The sequence below is a fragment of the Hymenobacter jeollabukensis genome, from assembly GCF_005771675.1.
Classification (GTDB): Bacteria; Bacteroidota; Bacteroidia; order Cytophagales; family Hymenobacteraceae; genus Solirubrum; species Solirubrum jeollabukense.
Genome location: NZ_VAJM01000008.1, coordinates 246687 through 272915, shown reverse-complemented (window position 1 = coordinate 272915; position 26229 = coordinate 246687). Strand labels below are relative to the sequence as shown.

Sequence of the window (26229 nt, the reverse complement as noted above, 5' to 3'; positions counted from 1 at the left end):
AAAACTTCTGCCGACGCGGGCGGTTGTTGGGGGACCTTTCTCCCCTACCTTCCTCCCATGAAACTGCTGTTCGGTTACCTGCGCCAGTATTGGGGCCTGCTCGCGCTGGCCCTGCTGCTGGCGGCCATCAACCAGGTTTTTTCCCTGCTCGACCCCTACATCTTCCGGCAAATCATCGACCGGCACGTAACGCCCGCGCTCAGCACCACGCTCCGGCCCAGCTTTGCGCAGTTTCTGGCCGGCGGCGCCGGCCTGTTGATTCTGCAGGCCATGGGCGTGGCCATGGTGTCGCGCATCGCCAAGAACTTCCAGGATTACTTCGTCAACGTCATCACGCAGCGGCTGGGCGCGCAGATGTACTCCGACGGGCTCAGCCACTCGCTGGACCTGCCCTACCAGGTGTTTGAGGACCAGCGCAGCGGCGAAACCCTGGGCAAGCTGCAGAAGGTGCGCACCGACGTGGAGAAGCTCATCCAGAACTTCGTCAACGTGCTCTTCACTTCGGTGGTGGGTATCATCTTCGTGATGTGGTACTCGCTGAAAGTGTACTGGCCGATTGCCCCCGCTTACTTTCTGACCATCCCGATTCTGGGCATCGTCAGCTCCCTGCTGAGCAAGAAAATCAAGGTGGTGCAGAAGACCATCGTGGCCGAAACCACTGCCCTGGCCGGCTCGACCACGGAGAGCCTGCGCAACATCGAGCTGGTGAAAAGCCTGGGGCTGGCCCAGCAGGAAACCGCGCGCCTGAATGCTACCACGGCCCGCATTCTGCAGCTGGAGCTGAAAAAGGTGCGCTACATCCGCTCGTTGTCGTTCGTGCAGGGCACCTTCGTAAACACGCTGCGCAGCGCCATTCTGCTGCTACTGCTGTTTCTGGTGGTGCAGCACCGGATTTCGATGGGCGACTTTTTCTCCTTGTTCATCTACTCCTTCGCCATTTTCGGGCCGCTGCAGGAGCTGGGCAACATCATCAACATCTACCGCGAAACCGAGGCTTCGCTGGCCAATTTCCAGCAGATTCTTGATACGCCCCGCGACGTGAAGCCCACCGCACCCGCCGCCATCGGCGAGCTGCGCACCCTGGAATTCGACAACGTGCATTTCCGCCACCTCACGGCCAATACCCCGGCGCTGGATGGCATTTCCTTCCGCACCGAGCTGGGCCAGACGGTGGCCTTCGTGGGGCCTTCGGGCTCGGGCAAAACCACGCTGGTGAAGCTGCTGGTGGGCCTTTACCCGCCCGCGCAGGGCCAGATCCTCTACAACGACGTGCCCGGCCAGCAGCTCGACCTCGACGCCCTGCGCGAGCAGATTGGCTTCGTGACCCAGGACCCGCAGCTTTTCGCCGGCAGCATCCGCGACAACCTGCTCTTCGTGGCCCCGCAGGCCACCGACGAGGAGTGCCTGCGCGCCCTGCACGAAGCCGCCGCCGACTCCCTGCTGCGCCGGGCGCCGCTGGGGCTCGATACGGTCATCGGCGAGGGCGGCGTGAAGGTGTCGGGGGGCGAAAAGCAGCGCCTAAGCATCGCCCGGGCCCTGCTGCGGCGCCCCACCCTGCTGGTGTTCGACGAAGCCACCTCGGCCCTGGACTCGCTCACGGAGGAGGAAATCAGCCGGACGGTGCGCGAGCTGTCGGCCACGCGGCGCCACCTCACAATCCTCATTGCCCACCGCCTGAGCACCATTCTGCACGCCGACTGCATCTACGTGCTGGAGCGGGGCCGCATCGTGGAAGCCGGCCGGCACGAGGAGCTGCTGGAGCGCAAAGGTCTGTACTACGCCATGTGGCGGCAGCAGATCGGGGAGCGGCAACGGCCGGCTGCGCTGGCAGCGCCCGACGGCGTGGCGCGCCCGGTGACGCTTCCGGCTTAACCCAATCAGTTCTTCTTCAACGCCAACAACCGAGCGCCCTGCTGACTTCAGCAGGGCGCTCGGCGTTGCTGGGGCACCGGTTGGCATCCCGGGCGGCTTTGGATGCCCGCCGTGGGCAGCGGGGGGCTACGCGTTGAGCTATCGGCTTTGTACTTGAGCAGGAATACCGTTGCCTCGAAGCAGCCGGACCCTTAATAAAGTCAGGTCCAATGCCGCTGCGGCCGGTAAATAGTGCTGTCGAGAATAAACGAAAAGCGGGGCAACGCACGTTATACTAATGCCAGATGACAGGACGGCTCCCGGCCGACTTTGGCAGCATTCTTGCAAAACTCCACGCTGAAACAAAAGGATTTTTTCATGAACCGCACCCGCACTTTCCGCCAGCTGCTGACCAGCGCGCTCCTCTTCGTAGGGCTGCTGACGAGCGGCGTGGCCCAAGCCGCCCAACCGGCGCCGCAGCGTGACGTGCTGCGTGAAATCACCGACGTCGTCGGCCTGAAGCCCCGCTTCGAGCTGCGCGCCACCACCCAGGTCGAAAACGCCGCCGCCGTGGTATCCGGCGGCAAGCGCTACCTCTTATACAACCCCAACTTCGTGGCGGCCGTGAACCGCGCCAGCCGCACCGACTGGGCCGGCGTGAGCATTCTGGCCCACGAAATGGGTCACCACCTGAACGGCCACACCCTGCAGGGCGGCGGCTCGAACCCCGCCGACGAGCTGGAGGCCGACGAGTTTTCGGGCTTCGTGCTCCGCAAGATGGGCGCCAGCCTGGCCGAAGCCCAGACGGCCCTGGCCGTGGTGTCGCAGGAATACGACTCGCCGACTCACCCGGGCCGCAGCACGCGCCTGGCGGCCATCAACCGCGGCTGGCAGCAGGCCAGCGGGCAGATTGCGGCCAGCGCCCGCACCTCGATGCCCTCGGCCCAGCCCATAGCCATTACGCCGCGCCCGGTGCAGGCCCAGCCGGTGGCCCAGCAGCAGATCAGCTTCGTGGGCAAGCTTACCTTCCGCGACAACCCCGCCCAGCCGCTGTACGTGACCAAGGGCCTGAACATCGTGCGCGTGGATCAGGACGACCGCACCGCCGCTGTGGTGGGCCGCCTCACGCGCTCCAACAGCGCCGATTTTCCCTTTGTGCTCATCGACGGGCAACAGCGCCGGCTTTACGTCAGCGCGCAGGGCGGCATCTTCAATCCCCAGGGCCAACAAATCGGCCGCCTGACCGATCCGTCGTAACGAGTAGTAAGTGGTCGGACTACGTAACCGCCCGTTGCCTTTGCTGGCAGCGGGCGGTTTTCGTTTGGCGCTTACCGGGCTCGGCATGACGCCCGTTTAGCGGCGTACCAGCGACCAAATAATGTTTGCCAGCGGATGGGATTTAAGCTGGAGCATTGATGTTATCGTAGACACGGGACGGGCTGTTTTTCGGCCAGTCACGCAGAACACTCTCTATTAATAACATGCCCGAACTACCCGAAGTCGAAACCTACCGCCGTTTCCTGGATGAACTGCTGCTGCACCAGACCATTGGGCAGCTCTTCGTGTTCGACGCTCACGTGCTGGCCGAGCCGGAGGCCGCGCTGCGCCAGGCCGTGGTGGGCGCCAGCGTCACGGGCACCCGGCGGCTGGGCAAAAACTTGTTTCTCGAACTCTCCACCGGCCGGGTGCTGGCCCTGCACTTCGGCATGACCGGCGACGTGGGTGCTTACCGCGACGAGCACGACCGGCCGCGCTTTACCCGCGTGGCCTTCGAGCTGGCCGACGGCCTGCGCGTAGCCTTCATCGACCCGCGCAAGTTTGGCCGCATCCGCCTGGCCGACAGCGTGGCCGATTTCCAGCGACAGAAGAAGCTGGGCCCCGACGCGCTGGATCTGACGCTGGCGGAGTTGCAGACGGCCCTGCGCGGGCGCAAGACGCTCCTTAAGCCCCTGCTGCTCGACCAGCGCCTGGCCGCCGGCCTCGGCAACTGGATTGTCGACGAGGTACTGTTTCAGGCCCGGCTGCACCCCGAGCGGGTGGCCGGCTCGCTCACGCCCGCGGAAGTGGTTCAGCTGCACGCGGCCATTGGACTGGTGCTAACCACGGCCATCGAGGCAGAGGCCAACTACCACCTGTTTCCGACCTCGTTTCTGATTCACGCCCGGGAGTGGGACGCGTACCCGGTGCCGGGGTCGGAGGCTTATAAGTATTGTCCGACGGACCAGCAGACAATTGTAAAAAAGTACGTCGGTGGACGGGCTACTTACTACTGCCCGGAGTGCCAGAAACTACATTAGGCGCTGCCGCTCCAAATCACCCCTAACCAAAAGCCGCTCTGCAAGTTCTGCAAGCGGCTTTTGCATTTTATCTACATTCAAAAGTACAAATATAAATTGCATTGAATTTTTCAGATATAATGTTTGAATTATTGACTTTTTCCGCGAAAACCCGAACTATCTATACTAGCTTAGCATTGTGACGACAACGCAGGGCCAGCCACCTTGGCCTCAGACGTGAAGTTGGAATGTGTACTGAAAGCAAAACGCCGACCGAGCGAGGAGCTCGATCTTCTTCACCAAACCATTTACCCGTTTTCATGAAGAAACTGACCGTTTACCTGAGCCTGGCGCTGACCCTTGCTGGTTTGGCATCGTGTGAAAAAGAAATTGATGAAGTAGCCCAGCCCGCGGCCCAAGCGGCGGCTGATGCGAAGACCCAACAAACGCCGTTGCAGCTGCTTTCGGGCGGCCAGTGGCACCTGACCGACCTGAAGACCACCAGCAAAGCCGCCGGCTCGACCGACGCGGTTACGGTGAGCATCTTCGGGCAGCTCAAGCCCACCATGCGCGACAACCTGACCCAGTTCACGGCCGATGGCCGCTACATTCAGGACGAAGGCGCCACCAAGCTCAACCCGGCCATGGCCCAGCAGAAAGCGGGCAGCTACAAGCTGAGCGAAGACAACAAGACCCTCACGGTGACGCTGCCCAACCTGGAGCGCGTGTACTCGGTGGAGGAACTCACCGCCACCACGCTGCGCCTGAAGCTCACCGAGGGCACGGACGACAAGGCCGTGAGCTTCGAAAGCACTTTCTCGCATTAAGCGAATTGTTGATTTCCCAAGTCCCGCTGGCTCCACCCAGCGGGGGCGCCCGGCCACTGTGTGGTCGGGCGTTTTTTTATGTTCTGCCCTACGGGCTCGGGCAGAGCTGTCGTGGCGCTATTGGATGAGGGCCGCGGCCAGGCCGCAGGAGCCGGGCCCGATGATGAGCACCAGCAGCGCGCTCAGCCAGTAACCGGCCGCCGTGCCCTGGGACTTACCGAAGCTGTGCACAAGGCCCAGCACCGCATTGACCAGCGCCTGCAACACGATCAGGACACCGAAAAAGACGAAGACGCTGCCGTCGTTCAGTTTGGCCAGCATTCCGAACGCCACGGCGCCGGCCAGCACAATCAGCAGGTTGGTGCGTACGACGCGGCGGTTGTAATCGGAGAGCATGGCCTTGGTTCTTACGCTATTGATTAGGCGGAGTTGGCCGAGGCCGTACCTCCGCGGCGGAAGGCGCCAGGGTACGCGCCGGCCGCAGGCACCCGTGCTTTAGTGCATATTGCCCAGCTTCAGGTGGGTGGCGCAGTCGCCGAAGCCGATGACGAACATCAGCAGGCCGCTGAGCACGAAGCTCAGGCCCAGGCGCGCGCGGCCCGTGGTAATCAGCACCAGAAACGCCAGCCCGTCGAGGAAAGCCAGGCCGAAGAGGATGAAAAAGATGCCCGCGTCGTCGTCGAGCCACTGCCGGCCCAGGTGCAGCACGAGCACCAGGGCCAGGTGAGCAAGCAGCACCCGGCCGAGGTGGCCGGGCGGCTGGGGCGGCGTGGGCGGCGGCGTGTACATGGGCTAGAGCACGGGAATGTCGCGCAGCACTTCCAGGCGCTCCTGTTTGGGCTGGTCGCGGTAGAAGATGTTCATCGTCTCGAAGGGAATGATTTTGTTGTCCTTCGAGACAATGTGCACGCAGGACTTCTTCACGGCGCGCACGTCGAAGTTCCAGGCGTCCATGAACTGCAGGATGATGACGCGGAACAGGTTTTCGTAGCGCAAGGTGGGCGCCTGCACCAGCGGCAGGCAGCACAGGAGCTGGTTGAGCTCGGGCGTGACGGTGTCCACCGTGTTGGCGGTGCTGAACATGCGCATCAAATGGCCCTGCAGGCGCGGGTCGCGCTCAAACACGATGGTGTTGCGCGAGTTCTGCAACAGCTCGGCGGGCTTGATGTAGCGCGTGAGCGGGTACACTTCGCCGTCGAGCTTGAGGGCGTAGGCCATGGCCAGCGCGTCGGGGTTGCAGGGCACGGGCAGCAGGTCGTCGGCCGAAAACACCGGGCTCTGCTCCAGAATGGCCGTACGCACGTCGGTGAGCGAGATGCGGCCGTCGTCGTCGAAATGGTCGAGGCGGCCGGCGGCCTGGGTGGGCTGGAACGTGACGCCGCGCACGCACCGCTGCTGCAGGGCGAAGTCGATGATCTGGCCGACCTCGTCGTCATTCAGCCCCTTTTGCAGGGTGGCTACCAGCGTGGTGCTCAGGTTGTGCTTGTTGAGGTGGGCCAGCGCGTCGAGGCGTACCTGGCGCAGGTCGCGGCCCCGCATCTGGAGCAGGGCTTCTTCCTTGAAGGAGTCGAACTGCAGGTACACCTCGAAGGCGGGCATGTAGGTGGCCAGGCGGGCCACGAACTCCTCGTCCTTGGCCAGCCGCACGCCGTTGGTATTCACCATCAGGTGCTTGATGGGCTTGCGCTTGCACATGTCGAGGATTTCCCAGAACTGCGGGTGCAGCGTGGGCTCCCCGCCCGAAATCTGCACCACGTCCGGCTCGCCCTCGTTGGCGACGAGCGTGTCAATCATCTGCTCGACTTCCTCCAGGGTGCGGTGCCGACCGTGGGTGGGGCTGCTTTCGGCGTAGCAGGTGGGGCAGGTCAGGTTGCAGCGGTCCGTTATTTCGATGACCGTGAGGCAGGAGTGCTGCTCGTGGTCGGTGCAGAGGCCGCAGTCGTAGGGGCAGCCATAGTGGGTGGCGGTATTGAAGCGGCGCGGCACCTCGCTCTGCTTCACGTAGTTGCGAATCTGCTTGTAGTATTCGATGTCGGAGGCAATGCGCACCTTCTGCCGGCCGTGCTCGGGGCAGCGCTTGAGCATGTACACCGCCTCGTCCTGAAAGACGATTTTGGCCTCCACGCGGCGCAGGCAGTGCGGGCAGAGACTTAGGGTGAAGTCGTAGTAGGTATAGGGGCGTTCGGGCATGGGGCGGCGGGTATCGTGAGAGGCTGGCCGCAACCTAGCAACTTTCCGCGGGCCGCCCTAGCCTGCCACGCTAGTTGCTCTTCGCCGGCAGCACGATTTCCCGGCTCAGGTTGGGCACCAAGCGCCGCACCGTTTCCCAGTCCTTGCCGGCCGTATCGAGGAAGGCCCAGGTCTTGCCGCCATCGGCCGACACGGCCAGCAGGGTCGACTGGGTGGTTTTGGTGGCGGCGGCCAGCTGGAATTCGGTGGTTTGCGGCAGGGTGCACTGCAGCTGCCGGTCGACGGCGACGATGCGCGTGGGCGCGCCGTGCGTGACGTTGCTGACTTTGCCGCCCTGGGCACTCATTTCCTCCATGCCCTTGCGCAGCTGCCGGGCCAGCACATCGGGCCCGCCGGCCAGCCGCACCACGTCGGGGTGCATGAAGTCGGCGAAGGTTTCGAAGTCTTCCTTCAGAAAGGCCTGCTCCATAGCCGTGACCTGGGTTTCGAGGTTGGCGCGGCGTACTTCGTCGCTGAGCGGCTTGGCTTGGGCGAAACCAAAGACCGGCAGCAGTACGGCCAGCCACAGAAACACGAGAGAAGGCCACCGACGGACTGAGAGCGGCGCAACAGGGAAAGCAGGCATAGGCATCTGGATGGAATATTTTAGTCAGAAAACGAAGAAACGGCAGCCTGAACCGGGACGGCCGACGGCGGGCCGTCAGCCCGAGGCCGGCGGGCGTCGCGGGCCCACAGCCAGGCGTAGTACAGCAGCCCGGCCACGCAGGCCCACTGAATGCTGGTCAGTAGCAGGCCCGGCAGCGGCGGCGTGGGCTTGATAAACTCCACCAGCAGCCGGAACAGCAGGTAAGAACTGAGCATGAGGCGGAAGCGCCAGCCGTCGGGCAGCGGGCGGCGGCGCTCCAGCAGCCACAAGGCGGCGCCCAGCAGCAGCCAGAATAGGATTTCGTAGAGGTTGGTGGGGTGGCGCGGCACCCCGTCGCCGAGGTTCATCGCCCAGGGCAAGGCGGAAGGCGTGCCGTAGGTGCCGTCTTCGAGGCCGGAGAGGAAGCAGCCGGTGCGCCCCAGCACCATGCCCAGCACGATGGGGTACACCATCAGGTCGCCCGAGGACGCGGTGACGCCGAGGCGCTTCTTGGTCCATTCCACCCCGATCAGCCCGCCGAGCAGGCCGCCGACGATGGTTTTGTTGGTGAAATAGTACAGCCAGCCGCCGGGCGGGTGCAGCAGCGCCTGCGGGTGCTCCAGCAGCCCCAGCACGCGCGAGCCAAGCAGGGCCCCGGCGGCGGCCCCGATGAATATCCACAGCCGGTGGTCGGTGCTGATGCGGTCGGGGGTGCGGGCGCGCAGGTAGCTGTAGTAGCGGTAGCCCAGCGAGTAGGCCAGCACCTCGAAGAGCAGGTGGGCCGGCAGGGCTACGGGGCCGAGGTGAAGCTGAACGGGAAACGTCACGGCGGGCAAGATAGGCAGCCGGCCGTAACTCGCCCGAGCAACCCGCGCTCCGCCCGGCAACCAAGCGGAGCGCTTGCAGCTTCGTCAGACCTCCACTCCTATCGAAACCGCGCGCAGCTGGCGCTGCACCTCGGGCAGGGTATCGAACAGTTGGTCGAGCGAATCGAGCACGAAGTAGTCGGTCTGGAACACGTCCTTGCGGAAGGCCGTGTCGAGCACGTTTTCAACCGCAAACGAGTGCCGCCGGGGCTCGGGGCCGAGGCTGTAGCGCGTTTCACCGGCCGAGGAGAGGATGCCCGCCCCGTAGATGCGCGCCGCGCCGCTGCCCGCGTCGCGAATCAGGCCGAACTCCACCGTAAACCAGTAGAGCCGGGACAGCAGCTCCACGGCGGCCGGGTCGGCGGCGTGGCGCAGGCCGATGTGGCCGAGCTGGTGCAGAAAGCGCGCAAACGCCGGGTTGGTGAGCAAGGGCACGTGGCCGAACACGTCGTGGAACATGTCGGGCTCTTCCAGGTAGTCCAGCTCGGCGAGCTTGCGCAGCCAGGTGGTAGCCGGAAACTGCCGGGCCGCCAGCAGCCCGAAAAACACCGCGTCGTCGACGATGCCGGGCACGGCCACCAGCTCCCAGCCGGTGAGGCGGCGCAGCACCTGGTTGGTCTGGCGGAAATCCGGAATCTGGTCGGCGGTGAAGCCGATGCGGGCCAGGCCCTCCATAAACTCGGGAGCGGCGCGGCCGGGCAGGGCTTGCAACTGGCGTTCGAAGAGCAGCTGCCACACGTGGCGGTCCTCGGCGGTGTACTGATCGTAGTGTTGTTGGAGCAGGGTCATGGCTCGGATGATTTGGAAGGGGTGAAAAACAAAAAGCCCCTCTCCGGCTATCGGAGAGGGGCGGGTATGAAGCGGTTCCTGGCGGCGACGTTACGTCGTCTGCTCGGGTGCCGTCGCGCATACACGACCACTGCCGAAGCCGGTGGGCTGGCAGGAGCGGTAATAATAGCGCGACGAAAAGCGGGTGAGCATGGCACAAAGATGCAAGGAAATTCTGGAACCCGGGAGTTGATGCGGTGCGGCTGCCGCCGCCAATTCCCCTGTTAGGCCGGGTACGGCGGGTGGTTGTTCAACTGGTTGTTGTCGCGCTCGGCCTGGCGGGTAAGGCCCGTCAGCCACGAGTCCGTCACCTCCGACTCGCTTTCGAAGCCGCGGCGGCGCACGTCGCCGGCGGGCCCGGTGGCGTCGGGCAGGGTGCGGTTCACCCAGCTCATCAGGTTGGCCACCGAGCCGGGCGCCACGCCGTGCAGCAGCGAAATCAGCTTGGCGGGCACACCCAGAATCAGCTCGGCGTCGCCGCGGCGGGCGGCGTTCCAGATCTGCCGGGCGGCGTACTCGGCGCTGACGGTGAGGGCTGGCAAGGAGTCGGAGAGCATAAACCAGGCGAATTCCAGCAGGTGCTGGCCCTTCACCACCGCGTGCCGGGCCGAGCCGGTGCGCATCAGCCCCGGGCATACCGTGGTGACGTACACGCCGTAGCGCAGCAGCTCGGCCCGAAAACCCTCGGAGAGGCCCACCAAGGCGAATTTGCTGGCGCAGTAGGGCGCCAGGTGCGGCACCGATACCTTCCCGCCCACCGAGGCAATGTTGATGATGCGGCCCTCGCGGCGCTTTTTCATCTCGGGCAGCACCGCGTACATGGCGTGCAGGGCGGCCCAGAAATGGATGTCCATGGTTTCCTGATAGTCGCGCACGTCCATGTGCTCTAGCGGGCCGCCGGTGATGATGCCCGCGTTGTTGATGAGCACGTCGATGGGGCCGAGCTGCTGGCGCACTTCGCTGACGAGGGTGCGCACGGCGGTTTCGTCGGCCAGGTCGCGCACGAAGGTGAGCACCTGCGCGGCACCGCTGTCGACCACTTCCTGGCGGGCGCGCTCCAGCTCGTCGGCGTCGCGGGCGCAGATGGCGACTTTGGCGCCCTCAGCGGCGGCCTGCCGGGCCAGCACCAGCCCGAGGCCGCGCGAGCCGCCGGTGATGAGCACGACGCGGCCGCGCAGGTCGTAGGAGCCGCGGCGGTTGGCCCAGAGCGCGGCGGCGGCCACGGCGGCGCCGATGCCGGCGGCCTTCAGCCAGGTGGAACGGGAGGATGCTTGCTTCATGCTGCTTTCTATGAGGCCCGCGCCCGAAAGGTTGCGCCCCGGCCGTGAAATGCCGCCGAATCGGGGAATATTCCGGGCGTCGGCGGCGTTAGGGCATCACCGAGCGGGTTGGCACGCTATTTTCGTGTCCCCGACTCGCCCGTGCCGCCCGAGCGGCGCTACCGCTGATGCCGAATCCCATGCGTACTTCCCCCCGTTTCCTGCTACTCGCCGCCCTGCTGCTGGCCGCCCCCGCCGCCTGGGCCCAGACGACGACCGTCAAGACCAAGACGAAGACCACCGCCCCGGCGGCCCCGGCGCCGGCCGCGCAAATCGACGATGCCAAGATCGAAGCGCAGGCCAAGACCCTGACCCAGAACCTGAAGCAGGCCCTGGGCCTGACGCCCCTACAGGAAGAGAAAGTGCTGCAGATCAACCAGCGCAGCATCCGGCAGGTGGAAGTGGCCCGCATGCAGTACCGCCAGGATCTGCGCAAGCTCAACTCGGTTATCGACGACATCGGCGGCTCGCGGCTGACCCTGCTGAAGGACGTGCTGACGCCCGCGCAGTTCAACAAGTACCAGCAGGCTCGCGAAAAGAAAATGGGCGTGCCCAACGTGCAGGGCAACCAGGGCAACGCCGTGCCCGGCCTGCCGCCCGGCCGCGGCGAGGAATAAGCCCCGGGCAGTTGCGTCCGATAGGAATTTTCGTATATTGAAGAAGAACTGAGTATTCACTCACCTTCTTCCGTTCCACCAAAAATCCTCGGGCGTATGCGACTGGCACTATTGGGCATGTTATTGCTGAGTTCCGTCGCGGGACGGGCTCAGAACATCGGCAAGCACTACACCTTCGAGGCCATTGACCGGCAGATCGAGGGGAAGGTGCAGATCAGCTACGCCCTGGACCGGCAGGGCCGCGTCATGCCCGACTCGACGCGGGTACTGCAGGGCCTGGGCTACGGCCTCGACGCGCTGGCGGTGCAGGCCGTCAACGACCCGACCACCCTGCTGATACCGCCCACCGCCCTGGCGCTGGCCCGGCGCAGCGAACAGTCGGCCCGCTTTACCGCGCCGGTGGTGTTTGCGCTGAAAGACCTCACCCCGCGCGACTGGTCGGATTATTACGTGCTGAAGGGCGACAAGGCTATGGCCGAAGCCAACCCCGCCCGCGCCATCAGCTACTACGACCTAGCCCTGGGCCGCTACAAGAAGAACGGGCAGGCCTGCGCCGGTATGGCCAAGGCCTACACCAGCCAGGGCAAGCCCGAGGAAGCCGCCCGGTACACCGAGCTGGCCAACAAGTACAGCATGGCCGTGCGCTGACCGGCCCTCAAACTGAATTCGTAAGCGGCGGGCTGTCCTTTTTGGGGCAGCCCGCTGCTTTTTTTTGGGCCGGGGCAATGCTTGGTCAGCAGGTCGTGCGGGCACAGCCCCGCCGGCCCAAAACCGGCCGTCCGGCAACAAAGCGCGTATTCAGGAAGTTGCCCCTTGGAACGGCCGGCGCCACCCGGCTCATGTTGCACCTAGTTTCCACCCTTATGCAGCTAGAAATCGACAGCCTCATTTTCGACCTCGACGGTACGCTCTGGGATGCCTCGGCCACCGTTACGCAGGGCTTCCGCCAGGCCCAAAAGCGCGTCAGCTACGTGCACAGCGACATCACGGAGGAGGCCGTGCAGGCCGTCACGGGCCAGCCCTACCCGGTGGTGTACGAGCGGCTGTTTCCGTACCTGACGGCCGAGCAGCGCGAGGAATTCCGCCACATCTGCGCCCGCGAGGAATTGCTCAGCGCCCGGCAGCAGGGCGGCGAGCCGTACCCGCAGCTGCAAGCCACGCTGGAGTATCTGGCCGCGAAGTACCGGCTGTTCATCGTCAGCAACTGCCAACAGGGCTACATCGAGGCCTTTCTGGCCCATACCCAGACGGGGCGCTACTTCGAGGGCCACACCTGCTTCGGGGCCCGGCAGCAGCCCAAGGCCGACAACGTGCGGGCCGTCATCCGCCACTTCGGCCTCGGCAGCCCCGCCTACGTGGGCGACACCGAGGGCGACTACCTCGCCGCCCGCGCCAACGATATTCCGTTCGTCTTCGCGGCCTATGGCTTCGGCGAAGTGCCCGCGTTTGAGGCCCGCATCGAGCAGCTCAGCGACTTGCAGCGGCTGCTGTAGCCCCGCCGCGGGCTGCCCGCATCACGCAAACCACGACAGCCCGTAGCTAAACCATAGCCGCTGCCCGTCGACGAGCTGCAGCAGGGTTTTCAGCGCCTCCGACACGAACACGTCGTTTTCGGGCCCCATGCGGCGGATGAGCGGCCCGGGCGCGGTCGACTGCCAGATTTCCTCGCCGGTAGCTTCGTGCCGGATGGCCGCTTCGAGGTAGTGCCGCCACACCAGCCCACGCACCTCGTCGGTAACGACCACCGGCGTGAGCTGTAGCTGAGCACCGGTACTGCGCAAGGCGCCTTCATATTTGCGGTGGACGAGCACGTAGTCGTAGTTGGTCAGCAGGTCGGCCGGCGCCCCCGCCTCGACTACCCGAAACGCGTAGCGCCCGGTGCGCCAGAGGCGCAGCCCGGAGTTGTTGCGGGCGGAAACGTGCCAGAGGGCCATGCGGATCGGGGTGCAGCGAGGTAAGAAAGGCTGGAACGGGAGCTACGGCAGGGGCTTGAACGTTTCCCAGCCCAGCTTCAGGATGATGGCGCAGACCACCACCAGGAACAGCACCCGCACGAAGCCCACGCCCTGCCGGAGGGCCAGGCGGGCGCCCAGGGCCGAGCCGAGCATGTTGCAGGCGGCCATGGGCAGGGCCACGTGCCAGAGAATGTGGCCGGTGTAGGCGAAATAGGCCAGGCTGGTAAGGTTGGTGGCCAGGTTCACGACTTTCGACGAGGCCGAAGCGCTGAGGAAGTCGTAGCCGAACAGGCCCACAAAGGCAAAGAGCAGAAACGAGCCGGTGCCGGGCCCGAAAAAGCCGTCGTAGAAGCCAATGACCAGGCCCACGGCCACGCCGTAGAGCGGCTCCTTTTGCTCGGACAGGCGCGGGGCGTGAATGGCGCCGAAGTCCTTGCGCCAGAAGGTGTAGATGGCAATGACCACCAGCAGCCCGAGCACCAAGGGCCGCAGCAGCTCGGCGGGCAGCAGGCTCACCGCCCGCGCGCCCAGAAACGAAAACACGCCCGCCGTGACGGCCGCCGCCCCCACCGCCCGCCAGCGCACCGGCACCTGCCCCGCGTAGCGCCGCAGCGCCACCGCCGTGCCCGCCGCCGACGATACCTTGCCGGTGCCGAGCACCGTGGGCACCGGCACACCCGGGAGCAGCAGCAGCATGGCCGGCAGCTGAATCAGCCCGCCGCCGCCCACTATCGAATCCACAAACCCGGCCAGGAAGGCAAAAGCGCACAGCAGCGCCAGCGTCGCGTCAAGAAACTCCATAAGAGGCGGCGAAGATAGGTTCAGGGCGGTGATTAGGTGATTAGGTGATTAGGTGATTAGGTGATTAGGTGATTAGGTGATTAGGACGTACTGACTGTGGTGACGCTGGTTTCTTTCGCTGCGGTTTTCTCTGCTTTCTTTGCCCGATGCCTCGTCCTGCTCCTTCTACCGGTTTTCTCTATTGGCTGGCGGCGCTGGCTTCGGCCGTGGCGCTGGGCCTGGGGGTGGTCAACGGTGCTACCTGGTCGCGCCTGGTCATCTTCGCCGCCCTGGTGGTCATTTTCTGGGTGCTGGGCCGCTTTCCGGCCACGCCGGGGCGGCCGCGCTGGGCCACGCTGCTGGCCGGCGCCCTGATGCTGCTAACGCTGGGGCTGCTGGTGCTGCGCCTGACGGGGCAGATGGTGTAGTCACCAGAATGCCGCTGTTGTCGCTCTGATCTTGTGCTGTTGCGCTGCCTGATGTGCTTGATTCTGCTGCTGCGCGTCGGGCATTTGATGCCCGTGGCAACCGCTTTCGATGCTCGTTCCTGACCAGCGGACAGCTGCAGCGCGTGATTGAATGCCGCTGAAATGGCCGCTGGCCCAAACAAAAGCGGGGCGCTGCTGGTCATTCCTACTGTTTCGGTGCTCCAGGCACCGGCCGGACCGCCCCTTGCCGGGGCGGCCCGTATGTGCTTACCGGCCCGCTTCTCGGCCATTTCGCTTTCTATGCCCCAATCCTCCGCCCCTGCGGCTTCCCCCAACCGCCTCGTGGCCCTCCTCGGCCGCGTCGGCATCGACTGGTTTCTCCTCGGCCTGATCCTGGCTGTCACCCTCGCCTACCTGCGCCCCGGCATCGGCAGCGAAGCCAGCCCGGTGCCCTGGGACCGGCTGCTGACCTTCGGCGTGGCGCTGGTGTTTTTCTTTTACGGCCTGCGCCTGAGCCCCGAAAGCCTGCGCACCGGTATGCGCAACTGGCGCCTGCACCTGCTGGTGCAGGCCAGCACGTTTCTGCTGTTTCCGCTCATTGGGCTGGCCATCCGCCCGCTGTTCGGCACCGATGCGCAGAGCGTGACGCTGTGGAGCAGCATTTTCTACCTCTGCACGGTGCCCAGCACGGTGTCCACCTCGGTGGTGATGGTTTCGGTGGCGGGCGGCAACCTGCCGGCGGCCATCTTCAACGCCAGCATTTCCAGCCTCATCGGCCTGATTATGACGCCGCTCTGGGTGAGTCTGATTCTGAACACCGGCGCGGCCGGCGGCGGCCACCTGGGGCCCCTGGTGCTCGATCTGGTGCTGCAGGTGGTGGCGCCGGTGGGCCTGGGTTTGCTGCTGCACCGCCGCTTCGGGGCCTGGGCCGAGGCCCGCAAGGGCCAGCTGCGCAAATTCGACCAGTGCATTATCCTGGTGCTGGTCTACACCTCGTTCTGCGAGTCCTTCGCCCGCAACGTGTTCCGCGACTACAGCTGGGCCGACCTGCTGGGCCTGGCCGCCGGCATGGTGGCGCTGTTCCTGGCCGTGCTGGGGCTGATTACGCTGGTCAGCCGCCTGCTCGGCTTCGCCGCCGAAGATCAGGTTACGGCCGTGTTCTGCGGTTCCAAAAAGTCCCTGGTCCACGGCTCGGTGCTGGCCAAGATTCTCTTCGCCGGCACCGTGGCCTCGGGCGCGCTGCTGCTGCCGCTGATGCTCTACCACGCCCTGCAGATCATCCTGGCCAGCATCATTGCCCAGCGCGTGGGCCAGCGCATGGCGGCCCGGCCGGTGCCCGCGGCGGCCTGAGTCGCCCACGGGGCGCCGGGTTGCACCCCTGCGGGCCACATGTATATGCGGTAGCGGCGCTTGCGGGGGTGCGGTAGCTTTGGGGCACTGCTTCTCCCCTGCCTCGCTATGTCCAAACTTACCTTCTTCCGCCCAACCAGCCGCTGGCTGCTGGTGCTGCTCTGGCCGCTGCTGCACCTGACCCCGGCGGCCCAGGCCCAGCGCTTCTGGCTGACCACCCGCGACTTTCCCGAAGGCCCCAAAACTGGCCTCGCCAGCGTCGGCGACTCGGTGCTGTGCACGGCCGTGGGCAAGGGCATTTTGCGCACCGGCAACCAGGGCCGCTCCTGGACGCTGGCCCTGCGCGCCCGCGGCGTCAACGCCTTCTACACCACCCGCGCCGGCCTGCTGCTGGCCGGTGGCCGTGGCCGCATCTACCGCAGCCTCGACGCCGGCCTGAGCTGGGACTCGGTGACCGTGCCTTCGCCCTACCCGGTGGCCAGTTTCGTCGAAACGCCTGCGGGTGGGCTGTTCGCCGGCGTGGGCGTGCTCGATGTGGTCGATGGGTTTCTGGGCAGTGGCGTGTTTTTTTCGGCCGATAACGGGCGCAGCTGGACGGCCCGCAACAACGGACTGGGCGCCGGGCGCTTCGTCAACCAGCTGGCCGCCGACCGCAGCGGCCGCGTTTTCCTCAGCGTGGCCGACGATGATGCGGCCAACCAGCCTGGCCTGTACTGCTCCACCGACAACGGCCTGAGCTGGCAGCACCAAGCCATTCGCATCGGGCACGGCTTCGGATACCTGACAGCCTACCAAGTGACGGCGCTGGCGGTGCGCCCGCGGCAGGACTCGTTGATGCTGAGCTTCACCGGCTCGGGCGGCAACTTCGGCGTGGCGCTGAACCTGACCAAAAGTCTGACCGACGTAGCTGACGGGGCCGCGTTCTGGACCATTCAGCCCGCCCTGTTCAGCTCTTGGTGGTGGGACGGCACCGTGCTCAACCGCGTCCACTTCGCCCGCAACGGCGACTGGTACAGCTCCTGCGTGGGCAGCATCAACACCGGCGCCACCCTCGTTTCGCAGGACCAGGGCCGCAGCTGGCGGCGCGTGCAATACGGTCTGGGCCTCGATGTGAACGGCCGCCGCGGGCCGCAGTTGTTCGCCGAAGCCTCCGACGGCAAGCTGCTGATGGTGCAGCACCTAGATGAGCGCGTGTACTGGACCGACGCCAGCCTCGTCACCGCCACCCGCCCACGCGCGGTCAGCGGGCCGCTGACGCTCTACCCCAACCCGGCCACGACTACCGTGCGCCTCGACCTGCCGGCTGGCCCCGCGCCGCGTACGCTCCGCCTGCTCGACCTCAGTGGCCGGCTGGTTTGCTCGTTCCCGCTGCCCAGTCGTCCTGAACCGAGCCTCACGCTCGACCTGAGCGGCCTGCCCGCCGGTGTGTACGTGGTGGCGGCCACGCTGGCCAACGGGCAGCTACTACAGCAGCGCTTGGTGAAGCAGTAGGCGGCGCCCCGCCGTTAGCATCACGCTGACCGGGCTACTTGGTACGAGTACGCTCCGCCCGGCCACCGGCGGCCCAAAAACTCTTGTAACTGACTTAGCGGCACTTACCTGGAGCGGCGAAGACTGCACTTGTACACGTTGGTGGCGTTTGGTATTTTTACGGTCTTTCCCCTCCGCCATTTCTGGTTTTCCATGAAGAATTACCTGCTCCTGCTGGCCCTCACGCTGGGCCTGCTCGGCACCGCTGCGGCCCAGACGCCCACCAAGGATTTGTTTAAGGCCGTGATGAAAAACGACGCGGCTAGCGCCGAAACCCTGTTGGCCGGGGGCGCCGACGCCAACGCGCCCATCGAGGTGATGCCCGGCTTCCGTACTACCTTCCTCATCACCGCCGCCACCAACGGCAATTTGAACATTGTCAAGTCGCTGGTGCAGCACAAGGCCCAGGTAAACGCAAAGGACGCGGGCAACGAAACGGCCCTGATTGCCGCCGCGACGCTCGGCAACAAGGCCATCGTGGAGTACCTGCTGCAAAACGGCGCCGACGTGAAGGCCGCCGACGGTCAGGGCGCCACGCTGCTGGCCGCCGCCAAGGCCGGCGGCAACAAGGACGTCATCACGCTGATTGAGCAGAAGCTGAAAGGCTAAGCCGCCGACTTGCGGACTACTGCCAAAAACGGCCGGGCTGACTGCCCGGCCGTTTTGCGTTGGTGCCCCTATGGCTTGCTGACTTACTGCCGCGCCCAGCCGGGCGCGACGGCCGGCTACTCGACGTGGCGGATGTCGCCGGCGCCGTACTGGCGCACGTCGGCGAGACGGGCGGGGCCACGGTAATGAATGTATCCGGCGCCCAGGTGGGTGAGGCTGATGGTTTGCTCGGCGTAGAGGTCGATGTTGCCGGCCGAGGCATTGCGCAGGCGCAGGTGCTGGGCGCGCAGCTCGCGGCAGTCGAGGTTGCCCTCGGCGGCGGTCTGAATCTGCACCTCCTCGGCGGTGCCGGCCAGCGTCACGTCGCCTTGGCAGGCCAAGTTGACGGTGAGCTTGGGCACGTCGACGCTCAGGCGGGTGGTACCGCTGGACATCACCTTCAGCGCCAGCGGCACCGCGCCGACGAGGGTGTTGCGGGTGCTCACCTCGCCGCCGCGGGCGGCGCAGTGCAGCTGATCGAGCTGGCGCAGGTACACCGTCACGCGCAGGTCGGTGAAGGCCGGGGCGCGCAGCTTGTTTTCGCTGGTGACGTAGAGCGTGCGGCCGGAATTGGCCACCTGCAGGTGCTCCAGCAGGTTGTCGTCGCACTCCACCACTACTTTTTCTTCCGAGCCGTGCACCAGTTCCACGAGGCCGTGGGCGCTCAGGTGCAGGCGGGTAAACGAGGAGACGGGGTATTCGCGGCTGACGAGCACGCCGCTGCCCTGAACTTGCATCATCTGACGAAGCTGTTTGAAGGAAACCATACAGAAGCGAGTCGGAAGCGGGGTGGTTAATCGGGCAACGGTTCGCATAGATAACCGCTTTCCCGCAGCGTTGCCACTACCCGGGCCACGTCGAGCGGCCGGCCGGGCGTGTGCACGCGCAGCACCCGGTCGCAGTCGTCCAGATCGAAGCTCACGCGCGCCCCGTCGGGCAGGCCCCGCAGCAGCCGTTCGCGCAGCGCGGCCGCGGCTACGGGACAGGTGAGCGAGGTGCGAAAGATTTCCAGGTCTGGCAGCAGCATAGCACTCCGGCGCGGCCCATCATCCAGGCCCGCCCCGACGATGCAAAGGTGGCGCGGCGCCGAAGCCGGCACGTTACAGCTTCAGGAGCGGGAGTTATAGAATTCGGAATTTCAGCCTGGGGCGGCAAATAGGCTATTTCGCTTTTCGCCCGGCTTTCACTTGCTCGTAAGCCACGCGCTGCAGCTGGGCAGTCAGCTCGGGACTAAGGCCGATGTCGGCCGCGGCTTGCTCCCGGGGGCCCAGGCGGCGCGGGTCGCGGCCGGTAATCTGGGCGAAGAGTACGCAGGCGCTCAGGTAAGCACCCGCGCTGCCGGGGTGGTAGTGGTCCTCGCCCCAGAGGTCGACTTTGCCGGCTTCGGGCGCGTAAGGGTTGCGCTGGGCCACGCCCTGCCGCACGGCGCGCAGCCAGGCGTCGCCGGCGGGGGCCACGGCCTGGAGGCGGCGGTTTTGGCGGGCCAGGGCATAGGCGGCGCGGTGCAGGTCCTGGGCCATCGAATCGAGGGGCAGGCCGTGGTAGGGCGCGTTGGCGGGGTACACCTGATCGGCGCGGGCCCAGGTTTCATACAGGTACACCCGGGCCTTGGGGTTGCGGGCGTGCACCAGTTGCTCCAGGCGGGTGGCGTACTTGCCGAACAGCGCGGGCTGGCCGTGGCGGCTGGCGGGCAGCGGGCGGGTACTGTACTCCTGCAGCACCACCGCGTCCCAGCCGGCAGGCCGGTCGATGACGCTGCGGGCGCTGTCGTAGTGAAACTGCAGCGTCTGCCCGCTGACGGCTTCCAGGTGCACCTCGTAGCGCAGGCCGGCTTCGGCGGTGAGTCGCTGGAAGATGCCCGCCACCCCGCCCCAGGGCCCAGGCTCGTGGGCGTAGCGCGGGCGGCGCGGGTTGCCGGCGGGCAGGTTGTGGTTTTCGTCAGTGATGCCGGCCGCGTTGTACTGCAGCACCGGCTGGTACTTGCCGTGGGTGAAGCTGTTGCCCACGAACAGGATGACCACCGGCCGCGGCGGGGCGGCGGGCGCGGCGGCCTGCCCCGGCCAGCTGAGCAGCAGCCCCAGGCCGCAAACCAGTCGGCGCAGCGGCCGTCCCCGACCCCAAAACTCAAGCATAGGTACGCGCATAAACGGCCCGCAAGTAAGCCAAAGACGACTGCTTTCCCGCCCCGGCGGTCCAGGGGGCGCTGGGGCGGGCCGCTCCGGTGCCGACGCGGACCGCGCCAAAATTCCGACAATTGTAAGTCGGGCTCCGGCAGGTGTAATGTCCCCAGCGGCTCGGCGGCGCAGCTTTGTATCGGCGCCCGGCCCGCTCCCGGCCACTGCCGGCGGCGCCTATCTTTACCGCCATGCCCCTCGAAGTCCGCGACAGCCGCGACAACCACCTAATCCACCGCAACGAGCACGTGGCGCCGGACTTCGACGTGCCCGAGCTGGTGGAGCAAACCGGCGAGCGGGAATTTCCCGGCGGCCGCGGCACGCTCCGGCACTGGTATTTCGACGGCATCCGGCTGGGCCACGCCCGCTGGCAGTTCCAGGAGCCCTGCACCCAGCAGTGGCGCTCCGAGCTGGACGTGGTGCACCTGCAGTTCAACCTGCGCGGCCGCCTCAGCATCGAGCACCGGCAGCTGGGCCGGGTGCTCACGCTGGGCGCGTATCAGCACAACCTGATGTATTCGCCCGGCTTCGAGGGGACCCACCGCTACGACGACCGGGAGGCCGAAACCTTCATGGTGCAGTTCACGCGGCCGGTGTTTCTGCGCCTGGCCGCCCAGGCCGACGAGGGCCTGCGCCGCTTCGGGGAGCAGATGCTGGCGGGCCGCCCGCTGCTGCTCGGCGAGCGAAGCCTGGCTTTGAGCCTGCCGCTGCACCAGGCCATCCGGGAAGTGCTGAGCTGCCGCCTGCCGGCCCCGCTGAAGAAGCTCTACCTGCACGCCAAGGCGCTGGAAATCCTGGTGCTGCAGGCCGAGGCCTTTGCCCAACAGCGCCCCCAGCGCCACGTGCGCACCGAGTACGACCAGGAGCGCCTGCTCTTCGCCCGCGACTACCTTATCCAGCACCTACACCTGCCGCCCAGCCTGCCCGAGCTGGCCCGCATTGCCGGCCTCAATGAGTTCAAGCTCAAAAACGGCTTCAAGGAGCTGTTCGGCCAGCCCGTCTTCGCCTACCTGGCTGAGTACCGTCTGCTCGAAGCCCGGGCCCAGCTCATTGAGGGCGGCAAGACGGCCAGCGAGCTGGCGTTCGAGCTGGGGTACTCGTCCTTGCAGCACTTGAGCGCGGCGTTCAAGAAGCGCTTCGGCGTGAGCCCGCGGGAGCTGCGCTGAAGTTGGAACGCCTGCAAACGTTGAACAAATGAGATGAAACGGCGCGCCGAGCGGAGTCGAACCGAACCACCACTCGCCCAAACGCCACCGCGCCCCGGACGCTTGAGCATCCGGGGCGCGGTGGTAGTAGGTAGTCGGGGCGCTTATTTCCAGCCGCCACCCAGGGCCCGGTACACGTTTACCGAGGCGTTGAGCTGCTGCATCTTGGTTTCGATCAGGTCGAACTTCGATTCCAGGGCGTCGCGCTGGGTGAAGAGCACTTCGGTGTAATCGGCGCGGGCCGAGTTAAAGAGGCTGGTGGAGATGTTGATGGACTGGTTCAACGCCTGCACCTCGCGGGCTTTGGCCTCGTAGCTGTTTTGCAGGTTGCTGATATTGGCCATCTGGTTGGCCACCTCGATGTAGGCGTTCAGGATGGTCCGCTCGTAGTCGTACACGGCCTGGGTCTGGCGGGCGTTGGCCGAGTAGTACAGCGCCTTGATGCCGTTGCGGTTGATGAGCGGCGCGGCCAGGTCGCCGGCCAAGGACAGCAGCATGGACTCCGGCGCGTTGACCAGCAAGCCCGGGCGGAAGGCCTGGAAGCCGGCCGCAGCCGAAATATCGAGGCGCGGGTAGAAGTTGGCGCGGGCCACGGTCACGTCGAGCTTGGCGGCGGCCAGGTTCTGCTCGGCCTGCCGGATGTCGGGGCGGTTTTGCAGCAGCTGGGCGGGCACGCCGGTTTGCACCACTCTGGGCACCAGGTCGTTGAACGTGGCGTCGTTGCGCACCACCGGCTGCGGGTAGCGGCCCACCAGGAAGTTGATCCGATTTTCCGTCTCCACGATGCGCTGCTGGATCAGGTACTGTCGGCTGCTGGTGTTTTGCACCTGCGCCTCGAAGCGCTGCACGGCCAGCTCCGTCACCCGGGCGGCTTCCTTCTGCAGGCGCACGGCGTTCAGCGCATTGCGCTGAATGGCAATGTTCTGCTGCAGAATGGCCAGCTGGTTGTCGAGGGCCAGCAACTCGTAGTACGAGGTAGCAATTTCGGCCACCAGGTTGGTGACGGTGAAGTTCCGGCCCTCCACCGAGGCCAGGTAGCGGTAATTGGCGGCCTTTTTAGCGTTGCGCAGCTTGTGCCAGATGTCGACTTCCCAACTGGCAAAGGCGCCCACCTGGAAGTTGGTCAGCGGGTCGGGCGTGCGCTGCCGGGGCCGGATGTCGATGTTTTCCTCCGTGGCGCCCTGAATGGTGTAGCGCCCCACGCGGTCGGCGGCGGCCTGGGCTCCGAGGCCCACGGTGGGCAGGTACTCGCCCTTGCGGGCGCGCACCTCCTGCCGGGCAATTTCGATTTCCTGCTGGGTGATGTTCAGCTCCTGGTTGCGCTGCAGGGCCGTGTCGATGAGGGCCACCAGGTTGGGGTCGGTGAAAAACTCCCGCCACCGCAGCTTGCCCACGTTGCTGGTCGAGTCCGCCGTAGTGCCGGCGTAGCTGCCGGCAATGGTGCGGTTTTCGGTTTTCTGCACCAGGGTGGGCGTCTTGCACGCGCCCACCGCCAGGGCGAGGGCCGCGGCGCTCAGGCCCTGGCAGATGCGTTTCTTAAGCATGAGTCTCAACTCCTTCTTCAACTAAAACGTGGGGCTCGAACTCGGACAGCGGGTGCTCGTTTTCGTCGCTGATCAGCTTGCGGCCGTCGGCCAGGGTGCCAAAGATGTAGTACAGGCCCGGCACGATGATGACGCCGAAAATCGTCCCGAACAGCATCCCGCCCAGGGCCGAGGTGCCGATGGTGCGGTTGCCGATGGCGCCGGCGCCGGTGGCAATAACCAGCGGAATCAGGCCGGCAATGAAGGCAAACGAGGTCATCAGAATCGGCCGGAAGCGCACCTTGGCGCCTTCGATGGCCGCCTCACGCACCGTCATGCCCTCCTCGCGCTTCTGCACCGCGAATTCTACGATAAGCACCGCGTTCTTGCCCAGCAGGCCCACCAGCATCACCAGGCCCACCTGGGCGTAGATGTTGTTGGCCAGCCCAAAGCCCTTGATGAGCAGGAAGGAGCCGAAGATGCCCGCCGGCAGGGAGAAAATAACGGCCAGCGGCAGCAGGAAGCTTTCGTACTGCGCGGCCAGCACCAGGTACACGAAAGCCAGTACCACCAGGAAGATGTAGATGGCCTCGTTGCCGCGCGACACCTCGTCTTTCGAGAGGCCGCCCCAGTCGATGTCGTAGCCGCGGGGCAGGGTTTTGGCGGCCACTTCCTGCACCGCCTTGATGGCCTCACCCGAGCTGTAACCCGGGGCCGCGTCGCCGCGGATGGAGGCGGTGGGGTACATGTTGTAGCGGTTGATTTCGTTGGCGCCCTGGCCCTTCACGATTTTCATGAAGGCCGAAAACGGCACCATCTCGCCCTTGTCGTTTTTCACCCACATGTCCAGGATGTCCTTGGGCAGGCGGCGGTACTCGGGCGAAGCCTGCACGAACACCTTGAAGAAACGCTGGTACTTGATGAAGCCCAGCTCGTAGGTCGAGCCCACCATGATGCTGAGCGTGTTCATGGCGTTGCCAATGCTCACGCCCTTCTGCATGGCCAGCTGGTTGTCGATCTGCAGCTCGTACTGCGGGTAGTTGGCCGAGAAGAAGGTAAACAGCCCGGCCAGCTCCTTGCGCTTTTTCAGCTCCGTCATGAACTCGTTGTTCACCTTTTCCAGCGCCTTGTAGTCGCCGGTGGCGGTTTTGTCGAGCAGCTGCAGCTGGAAGCCGCCCGCCGCGCCGTAGCCCGGTACTGCCGGCGGCTCGAAGAATTCGATGGTCGCGCCCGGAATTTCCTTGGCCTTTTCCTCCAGTCCTTCCACCACGTCGTGGATCGACTGCTTCCGTTCGTGCCAGGGCTTCAGGTCGATGAGCAGGGTACCGGCGTTGGAGCCGCGGCCCTCGGTCAGCACCTCGTAGCCGGCCAGGGAGGATATGCTTTCCACCCCGGGCACCTCCTTGGCCAGCTTGGAAAGCTGCTGCGAGAGGGCGTTGGTGCGCTCCAGCGTCGAGCCGGGCGGCGTCTGGATGATGGCGTAGAGCATGCCCTGGTCTTCGGCCGGAATAAAGCCTGAGGGCAGCGTGGACGAGATGCCGAAGATGCCGAAGCCGAAGAGCAGCAGAATCAGGAAGGTGATGAGGCGGCGGTCGACCAGCTTCTCCAGGAAGTTCACGTAGCGGCCGGTCAGGCGCTCGAAGCCGCGGTTAAACCAGTCGATGAAGCGGTTGATGGGCGTCTTCTTGCGCGGCTGCCCGTGGTTGTTCTTCAGAATCATGGCGCAGAGCACCGGCGTCAAGGTCAGGGCCACGATGCCCGAAATGACGATGCTGGAGGCCATGGTGATGGAGAACTGCCGGTAGAAAATGCCCACCGGGCCGCTCATGAAGGCGACGGGCACGAACACGGCCGTCATCAGCACGGTAATGGCAATGATGGCGCCGCTGATTTCGCCCACCACCTCGCGCACCGCCCCGTAGGGTGAGAGGTGCTTTTCCTCCATCTTGGCGTGCACCGCTTCCACCACCACGATGGCGTCGTCGACCACGATACCGATGGCCAGCACCAGGGCGAACAGGGTAATCATGTTGATGGTCATCCCGAAGGCCTGCATGGCAATGAAGGCCCCCACCAGGGACACCGGCACTGCAATGATGGGAATCAGCGTGCTGCGCCAGTCGCCCAGGAACAGGAACACCACCAGGGCCACCAGGATAAAGGCGTCGCGCAGGGTGTGAATCACGTTTTCCGTGGAGGCGTCGAGGAAGTTCGACACGTCGTAGCTGATTTTGTAGTCCATGCCGGGGGGCATGGTCTTCTTCAGCTCCTCCAGCTTGCTCTTCACCCGCTTAATCACGTCGGAGGCGTTCGAGCCGTAGGTTTGCTTGAGCACGATGGCGGCCGAGGGGTAGCCGTCGAGGTTGGAGTAGATGTCGTAGAACTCCGAGCCCAGCTCCACGTTGGCCACGTCCTTGAGGCGCAGCGTCTCGCCGTTGGAGTTGGCCTTGATAATGACGTTCTTATACTCCTCCACGTCGTTGAAGCGGCCCTTGTAGGTCAGCACGTACTCCAGCGCCGAGGCCTCCTTGCCGTCGGAGCGGCCGATACGGCCCGGCGAGCCGATGACGCTCTGGTCGTTGAGGGCCTCCATCACGTCGTCCACCGACAGGTTATAGGCCCGCATGCGGTCGGGCTTCAGCCAAACGCGCATGGCGTACTGCCGGCTCCCCAGGATGCTGGCCCGCCCGATGCCGTCGATGCGCTGGATTTCGGGCAGCATGTTCACCCCGGCAAAGTTGAAGAGGTACCGCATGTCGGTATTCTTGTCTTTGCTGTAGAGGTTCACGTACATCAGCATGTTGGGCACCACGCGGTTTACCACCACGCCCTCGCGCTGCACCAGCACCGGCAGGCGGTTCAGGATCTGCGCGATGCGCGTGTTCACGTTCACCACCGCCTGCTCCGGGTCGGTGCCCAGGTTGAACACGATCTGGATGTTGGCCTCGCCGGCCGATACGGCGTCGGAGGTCATGTACTTCATGCCGGGCACGCCGTTGATGGCCTGCTCCAGCGGGATGAGCACCGACTCGGTCAGCACCTTGGCGCTGGCGCCCGGGTAGGCCGTGCTCACCATCACCATGGGCGGCGAAATCTCCGGAAACTGGGAGTTCGGGAGGGTATTGATAGCCAGGACGCCCATGAACATGATGACCACCGAAATAACGATGGCAAACACGGGCCGGCGAAGGAATCTACTGAACATGTTTATGCGCTGTTCGTGATTGTTGACACGTC

General features: G+C 65.3%; 26 protein-coding genes. 12 read left to right on the top strand and 14 right to left on the bottom strand.

Annotated elements, in window-relative coordinates; translation table 11 throughout:
* The first annotated feature begins 57 nt into the window (after positions 1-57).
* From FDY95_RS16565 to FDY95_RS16550, 4 genes are all read left to right on the top strand, one after another.
* Complete coding sequence (locus FDY95_RS16565) at positions 58-1872, top strand: ABC transporter ATP-binding protein (protein ID WP_138079470.1); 1815 nt, start codon at positions 58-60, stop codon at positions 1870-1872.
* A gap of 357 nt (positions 1873-2229) precedes the next feature.
* On the top strand, positions 2230-3108 hold the full coding sequence (locus FDY95_RS26610) for a M48 family metalloprotease (RefSeq protein WP_212744913.1): 879 nt from the start codon (positions 2230-2232) through the stop codon (positions 3106-3108).
* A 224-nt stretch (positions 3109-3332) separates the two neighbouring features.
* The gene (mutM, locus tag FDY95_RS16555; protein ID WP_138079468.1) at positions 3333-4148 is read left to right on the top strand and encodes a DNA-formamidopyrimidine glycosylase; all 816 of its coding nucleotides are present in this window, start codon (positions 3333-3335) and stop codon (positions 4146-4148) included.
* 299 nt (positions 4149-4447) lie between these two features.
* On the top strand, positions 4448-4954 hold the full coding sequence (locus tag FDY95_RS16550) for a hypothetical protein (protein ID WP_138079466.1): 507 nt from the start codon (positions 4448-4450) through the stop codon (positions 4952-4954).
* Positions 4955-5071: 117 nt separating this feature from the next.
* Here FDY95_RS16550 and FDY95_RS16545 read toward each other — a convergent pair whose 3' ends face one another.
* From FDY95_RS16545 to FDY95_RS16515, 7 genes are all read right to left on the bottom strand, one after another.
* The gene (locus FDY95_RS16545) at positions 5072-5350 is read right to left on the bottom strand and encodes a hypothetical protein (protein ID WP_138079464.1); all 279 of its coding nucleotides are present in this window, start codon (positions 5348-5350) and stop codon (positions 5072-5074) included.
* A gap of 99 nt (positions 5351-5449) precedes the next feature.
* Positions 5450-5743, bottom strand: coding sequence for a hypothetical protein (locus FDY95_RS16540; protein WP_138079462.1), 294 nt, complete (start codon positions 5741-5743; stop codon positions 5450-5452).
* Between the two features lie 3 nt (positions 5744-5746).
* Entirely contained in the window at positions 5747-7144 is a 1398-nt protein-coding gene (locus FDY95_RS16535; protein WP_138079460.1) for a radical SAM protein, read from the bottom strand.
* Positions 7145-7214: 70 nt separating this feature from the next.
* Positions 7215-7769, bottom strand: coding sequence for a hypothetical protein (locus FDY95_RS16530; RefSeq protein ID WP_171025720.1), 555 nt, complete (start codon positions 7767-7769; stop codon positions 7215-7217).
* Positions 7770-7789: 20 nt separating this feature from the next.
* Complete coding sequence (locus FDY95_RS16525; RefSeq protein ID WP_138079456.1) at positions 7790-8596, bottom strand: prolipoprotein diacylglyceryl transferase; 807 nt, start codon at positions 8594-8596, stop codon at positions 7790-7792.
* Between the two features lie 84 nt (positions 8597-8680).
* A complete protein-coding gene (gene phhA / locus FDY95_RS16520; protein ID WP_138079454.1) occupies positions 8681-9424 on the bottom strand; it encodes a phenylalanine 4-monooxygenase in 744 nt (247 codons plus the stop codon).
* A 263-nt stretch (positions 9425-9687) separates the two neighbouring features.
* Positions 9688-10743 (bottom strand): SDR family NAD(P)-dependent oxidoreductase, encoded by a 1056-nt coding sequence (locus FDY95_RS16515; protein ID WP_138079452.1) that lies wholly within the window; start codon positions 10741-10743, stop codon positions 9688-9690.
* A gap of 179 nt (positions 10744-10922) precedes the next feature.
* Here FDY95_RS16515 and FDY95_RS16510 point away from each other — a divergent pair, with 179 nt between their 5' ends.
* The 3 genes from FDY95_RS16510 (at position 10923) to FDY95_RS16500 (ending at position 12892) form a co-directional block, all read left to right on the top strand.
* A complete protein-coding gene (locus FDY95_RS16510; RefSeq protein WP_138079450.1) occupies positions 10923-11399 on the top strand; it encodes a hypothetical protein in 477 nt (158 codons plus the stop codon).
* A 96-nt stretch (positions 11400-11495) separates the two neighbouring features.
* Positions 11496-12047: an energy transducer TonB gene (locus FDY95_RS16505; protein WP_138079448.1), complete on the top strand. Its 552-nt coding sequence runs from the start codon at positions 11496-11498 to the stop codon at positions 12045-12047.
* Between the two features lie 215 nt (positions 12048-12262).
* Positions 12263-12892 carry an HAD family hydrolase gene (locus tag FDY95_RS16500; protein ID WP_171025719.1) on the top strand — a complete coding sequence of 210 codons (630 nt, stop codon included), beginning with the start codon at positions 12263-12265 and terminating at the stop codon, positions 12890-12892.
* Positions 12893-12913: 21 nt separating this feature from the next.
* Here FDY95_RS16500 and FDY95_RS16495 read toward each other — a convergent pair whose 3' ends face one another.
* Together FDY95_RS16495 and FDY95_RS16490 are read right to left on the bottom strand one after the other, a co-directional pair.
* A complete protein-coding gene (locus FDY95_RS16495; protein ID WP_138079444.1) occupies positions 12914-13333 on the bottom strand; it encodes a hypothetical protein in 420 nt (139 codons plus the stop codon).
* A 42-nt stretch (positions 13334-13375) separates the two neighbouring features.
* The gene (locus FDY95_RS16490) at positions 13376-14155 is read right to left on the bottom strand and encodes a sulfite exporter TauE/SafE family protein (protein WP_138079442.1); all 780 of its coding nucleotides are present in this window, start codon (positions 14153-14155) and stop codon (positions 13376-13378) included.
* A 146-nt stretch (positions 14156-14301) separates the two neighbouring features.
* On the opposite strand from FDY95_RS16490, the gene FDY95_RS16485 reads away from it, so the two are divergent.
* From FDY95_RS16485 to FDY95_RS16470, 4 genes are all read left to right on the top strand, one after another.
* On the top strand, positions 14302-14562 hold the full coding sequence (locus tag FDY95_RS16485) for a hypothetical protein (protein WP_138079440.1): 261 nt from the start codon (positions 14302-14304) through the stop codon (positions 14560-14562).
* A 300-nt stretch (positions 14563-14862) separates the two neighbouring features.
* Positions 14863-15912, top strand: a complete 1050-nt coding sequence (locus FDY95_RS16480; RefSeq protein ID WP_138079438.1) for a bile acid:sodium symporter family protein — start codon at positions 14863-14865, stop codon at positions 15910-15912.
* 108 nt (positions 15913-16020) lie between these two features.
* On the top strand, positions 16021-17403 hold the full coding sequence (locus FDY95_RS16475; RefSeq protein ID WP_138079436.1) for a T9SS type A sorting domain-containing protein: 1383 nt from the start codon (positions 16021-16023) through the stop codon (positions 17401-17403).
* Positions 17404-17595: 192 nt separating this feature from the next.
* The gene (locus FDY95_RS16470) at positions 17596-18051 is read left to right on the top strand and encodes an ankyrin repeat domain-containing protein (protein ID WP_138079434.1); all 456 of its coding nucleotides are present in this window, start codon (positions 17596-17598) and stop codon (positions 18049-18051) included.
* A gap of 116 nt (positions 18052-18167) precedes the next feature.
* On the opposite strand, the gene FDY95_RS16465 is transcribed toward FDY95_RS16470, so the two are convergent.
* From FDY95_RS16465 to FDY95_RS16455, 3 genes are all read right to left on the bottom strand, one after another.
* Positions 18168-18857, bottom strand: coding sequence for a GIN domain-containing protein (locus FDY95_RS16465; protein ID WP_171025718.1), 690 nt, complete (start codon positions 18855-18857; stop codon positions 18168-18170).
* Between the two features lie 26 nt (positions 18858-18883).
* On the bottom strand, positions 18884-19117 hold the full coding sequence (locus tag FDY95_RS16460) for a hypothetical protein (protein ID WP_138079430.1): 234 nt from the start codon (positions 19115-19117) through the stop codon (positions 18884-18886).
* Between the two features lie 133 nt (positions 19118-19250).
* On the bottom strand, positions 19251-20222 hold the full coding sequence (locus FDY95_RS16455; protein WP_138079428.1) for a DUF4886 domain-containing protein: 972 nt from the start codon (positions 20220-20222) through the stop codon (positions 19251-19253).
* A gap of 233 nt (positions 20223-20455) precedes the next feature.
* Between FDY95_RS16455 and FDY95_RS16450 the strand changes: the two genes are divergently transcribed.
* A complete protein-coding gene (locus FDY95_RS16450) occupies positions 20456-21430 on the top strand; it encodes a helix-turn-helix transcriptional regulator (RefSeq protein WP_138079426.1) in 975 nt (324 codons plus the stop codon).
* A 143-nt stretch (positions 21431-21573) separates the two neighbouring features.
* On the opposite strand, the gene FDY95_RS16445 is transcribed toward FDY95_RS16450, so the two are convergent.
* Entirely contained in the window at positions 21574-23013 is a 1440-nt protein-coding gene (locus FDY95_RS16445; protein WP_138079424.1) for a TolC family protein, read from the bottom strand.
* Positions 23006-26197, bottom strand: coding sequence for an efflux RND transporter permease subunit (locus FDY95_RS16440; RefSeq protein ID WP_138079422.1), 3192 nt, complete (start codon positions 26195-26197; stop codon positions 23006-23008). The genes FDY95_RS16445 and FDY95_RS16440 overlap by 8 nt, the downstream gene beginning before the upstream one ends.
* Positions 26198-26229: the final 32 nt, after the last annotated feature.

Excerpts from the sequence above, each read along its gene's own strand:
- FDY95_RS16565 (WP_138079470.1), top strand. The coding sequence starts at position 58 with ATGAAACTGCTGTTCGGTTACCTGCGCCAGTATTGGGGCCTGCTCGCG.
- FDY95_RS26610 (WP_212744913.1), top strand. The coding sequence starts at position 2,230 with ATGAACCGCACCCGCACTTTCCGCCAGCTGCTGACCAGCGCGCTCCTC.
- mutM (WP_138079468.1), top strand. The coding sequence starts at position 3,333 with ATGCCCGAACTACCCGAAGTCGAAACCTACCGCCGTTTCCTGGATGAA.
- FDY95_RS16550 (WP_138079466.1), top strand. The coding sequence starts at position 4,448 with ATGAAGAAACTGACCGTTTACCTGAGCCTGGCGCTGACCCTTGCTGGT.
- FDY95_RS16545 (WP_138079464.1), bottom strand. The coding sequence starts at position 5,350 with ATGCTCTCCGATTACAACCGCCGCGTCGTACGCACCAACCTGCTGATT.
- FDY95_RS16540 (WP_138079462.1), bottom strand. The coding sequence starts at position 5,743 with ATGTACACGCCGCCGCCCACGCCGCCCCAGCCGCCCGGCCACCTCGGC.
- FDY95_RS16535 (WP_138079460.1), bottom strand. The coding sequence starts at position 7,144 with ATGCCCGAACGCCCCTATACCTACTACGACTTCACCCTAAGTCTCTGC.
- FDY95_RS16530 (WP_171025720.1), bottom strand. The coding sequence starts at position 7,769 with ATGCCTGCTTTCCCTGTTGCGCCGCTCTCAGTCCGTCGGTGGCCTTCT.
- phhA (WP_138079454.1), bottom strand. The coding sequence starts at position 9,424 with ATGACCCTGCTCCAACAACACTACGATCAGTACACCGCCGAGGACCGC.
- FDY95_RS16515 (WP_138079452.1), bottom strand. The coding sequence starts at position 10,743 with ATGAAGCAAGCATCCTCCCGTTCCACCTGGCTGAAGGCCGCCGGCATC.
- FDY95_RS16510 (WP_138079450.1), top strand. The coding sequence starts at position 10,923 with ATGCGTACTTCCCCCCGTTTCCTGCTACTCGCCGCCCTGCTGCTGGCC.
- FDY95_RS16505 (WP_138079448.1), top strand. The coding sequence starts at position 11,496 with ATGCGACTGGCACTATTGGGCATGTTATTGCTGAGTTCCGTCGCGGGA.
- FDY95_RS16500 (WP_171025719.1), top strand. The coding sequence starts at position 12,263 with ATGCAGCTAGAAATCGACAGCCTCATTTTCGACCTCGACGGTACGCTC.
- FDY95_RS16495 (WP_138079444.1), bottom strand. The coding sequence starts at position 13,333 with ATGGCCCTCTGGCACGTTTCCGCCCGCAACAACTCCGGGCTGCGCCTC.
- FDY95_RS16490 (WP_138079442.1), bottom strand. The coding sequence starts at position 14,155 with ATGGAGTTTCTTGACGCGACGCTGGCGCTGCTGTGCGCTTTTGCCTTC.
- FDY95_RS16485 (WP_138079440.1), top strand. The coding sequence starts at position 14,302 with ATGCCTCGTCCTGCTCCTTCTACCGGTTTTCTCTATTGGCTGGCGGCG.
- FDY95_RS16480 (WP_138079438.1), top strand. The coding sequence starts at position 14,863 with ATGCCCCAATCCTCCGCCCCTGCGGCTTCCCCCAACCGCCTCGTGGCC.
- FDY95_RS16475 (WP_138079436.1), top strand. The coding sequence starts at position 16,021 with ATGTCCAAACTTACCTTCTTCCGCCCAACCAGCCGCTGGCTGCTGGTG.
- FDY95_RS16470 (WP_138079434.1), top strand. The coding sequence starts at position 17,596 with ATGAAGAATTACCTGCTCCTGCTGGCCCTCACGCTGGGCCTGCTCGGC.
- FDY95_RS16465 (WP_171025718.1), bottom strand. The coding sequence starts at position 18,857 with ATGGTTTCCTTCAAACAGCTTCGTCAGATGATGCAAGTTCAGGGCAGC.
- FDY95_RS16460 (WP_138079430.1), bottom strand. The coding sequence starts at position 19,117 with ATGCTGCTGCCAGACCTGGAAATCTTTCGCACCTCGCTCACCTGTCCC.
- FDY95_RS16455 (WP_138079428.1), bottom strand. The coding sequence starts at position 20,222 with ATGCTTGAGTTTTGGGGTCGGGGACGGCCGCTGCGCCGACTGGTTTGC.
- FDY95_RS16450 (WP_138079426.1), top strand. The coding sequence starts at position 20,456 with ATGCCCCTCGAAGTCCGCGACAGCCGCGACAACCACCTAATCCACCGC.
- FDY95_RS16445 (WP_138079424.1), bottom strand. The coding sequence starts at position 23,013 with ATGCTTAAGAAACGCATCTGCCAGGGCCTGAGCGCCGCGGCCCTCGCC.
- FDY95_RS16440 (WP_138079422.1), bottom strand. The coding sequence starts at position 26,197 with ATGTTCAGTAGATTCCTTCGCCGGCCCGTGTTTGCCATCGTTATTTCG.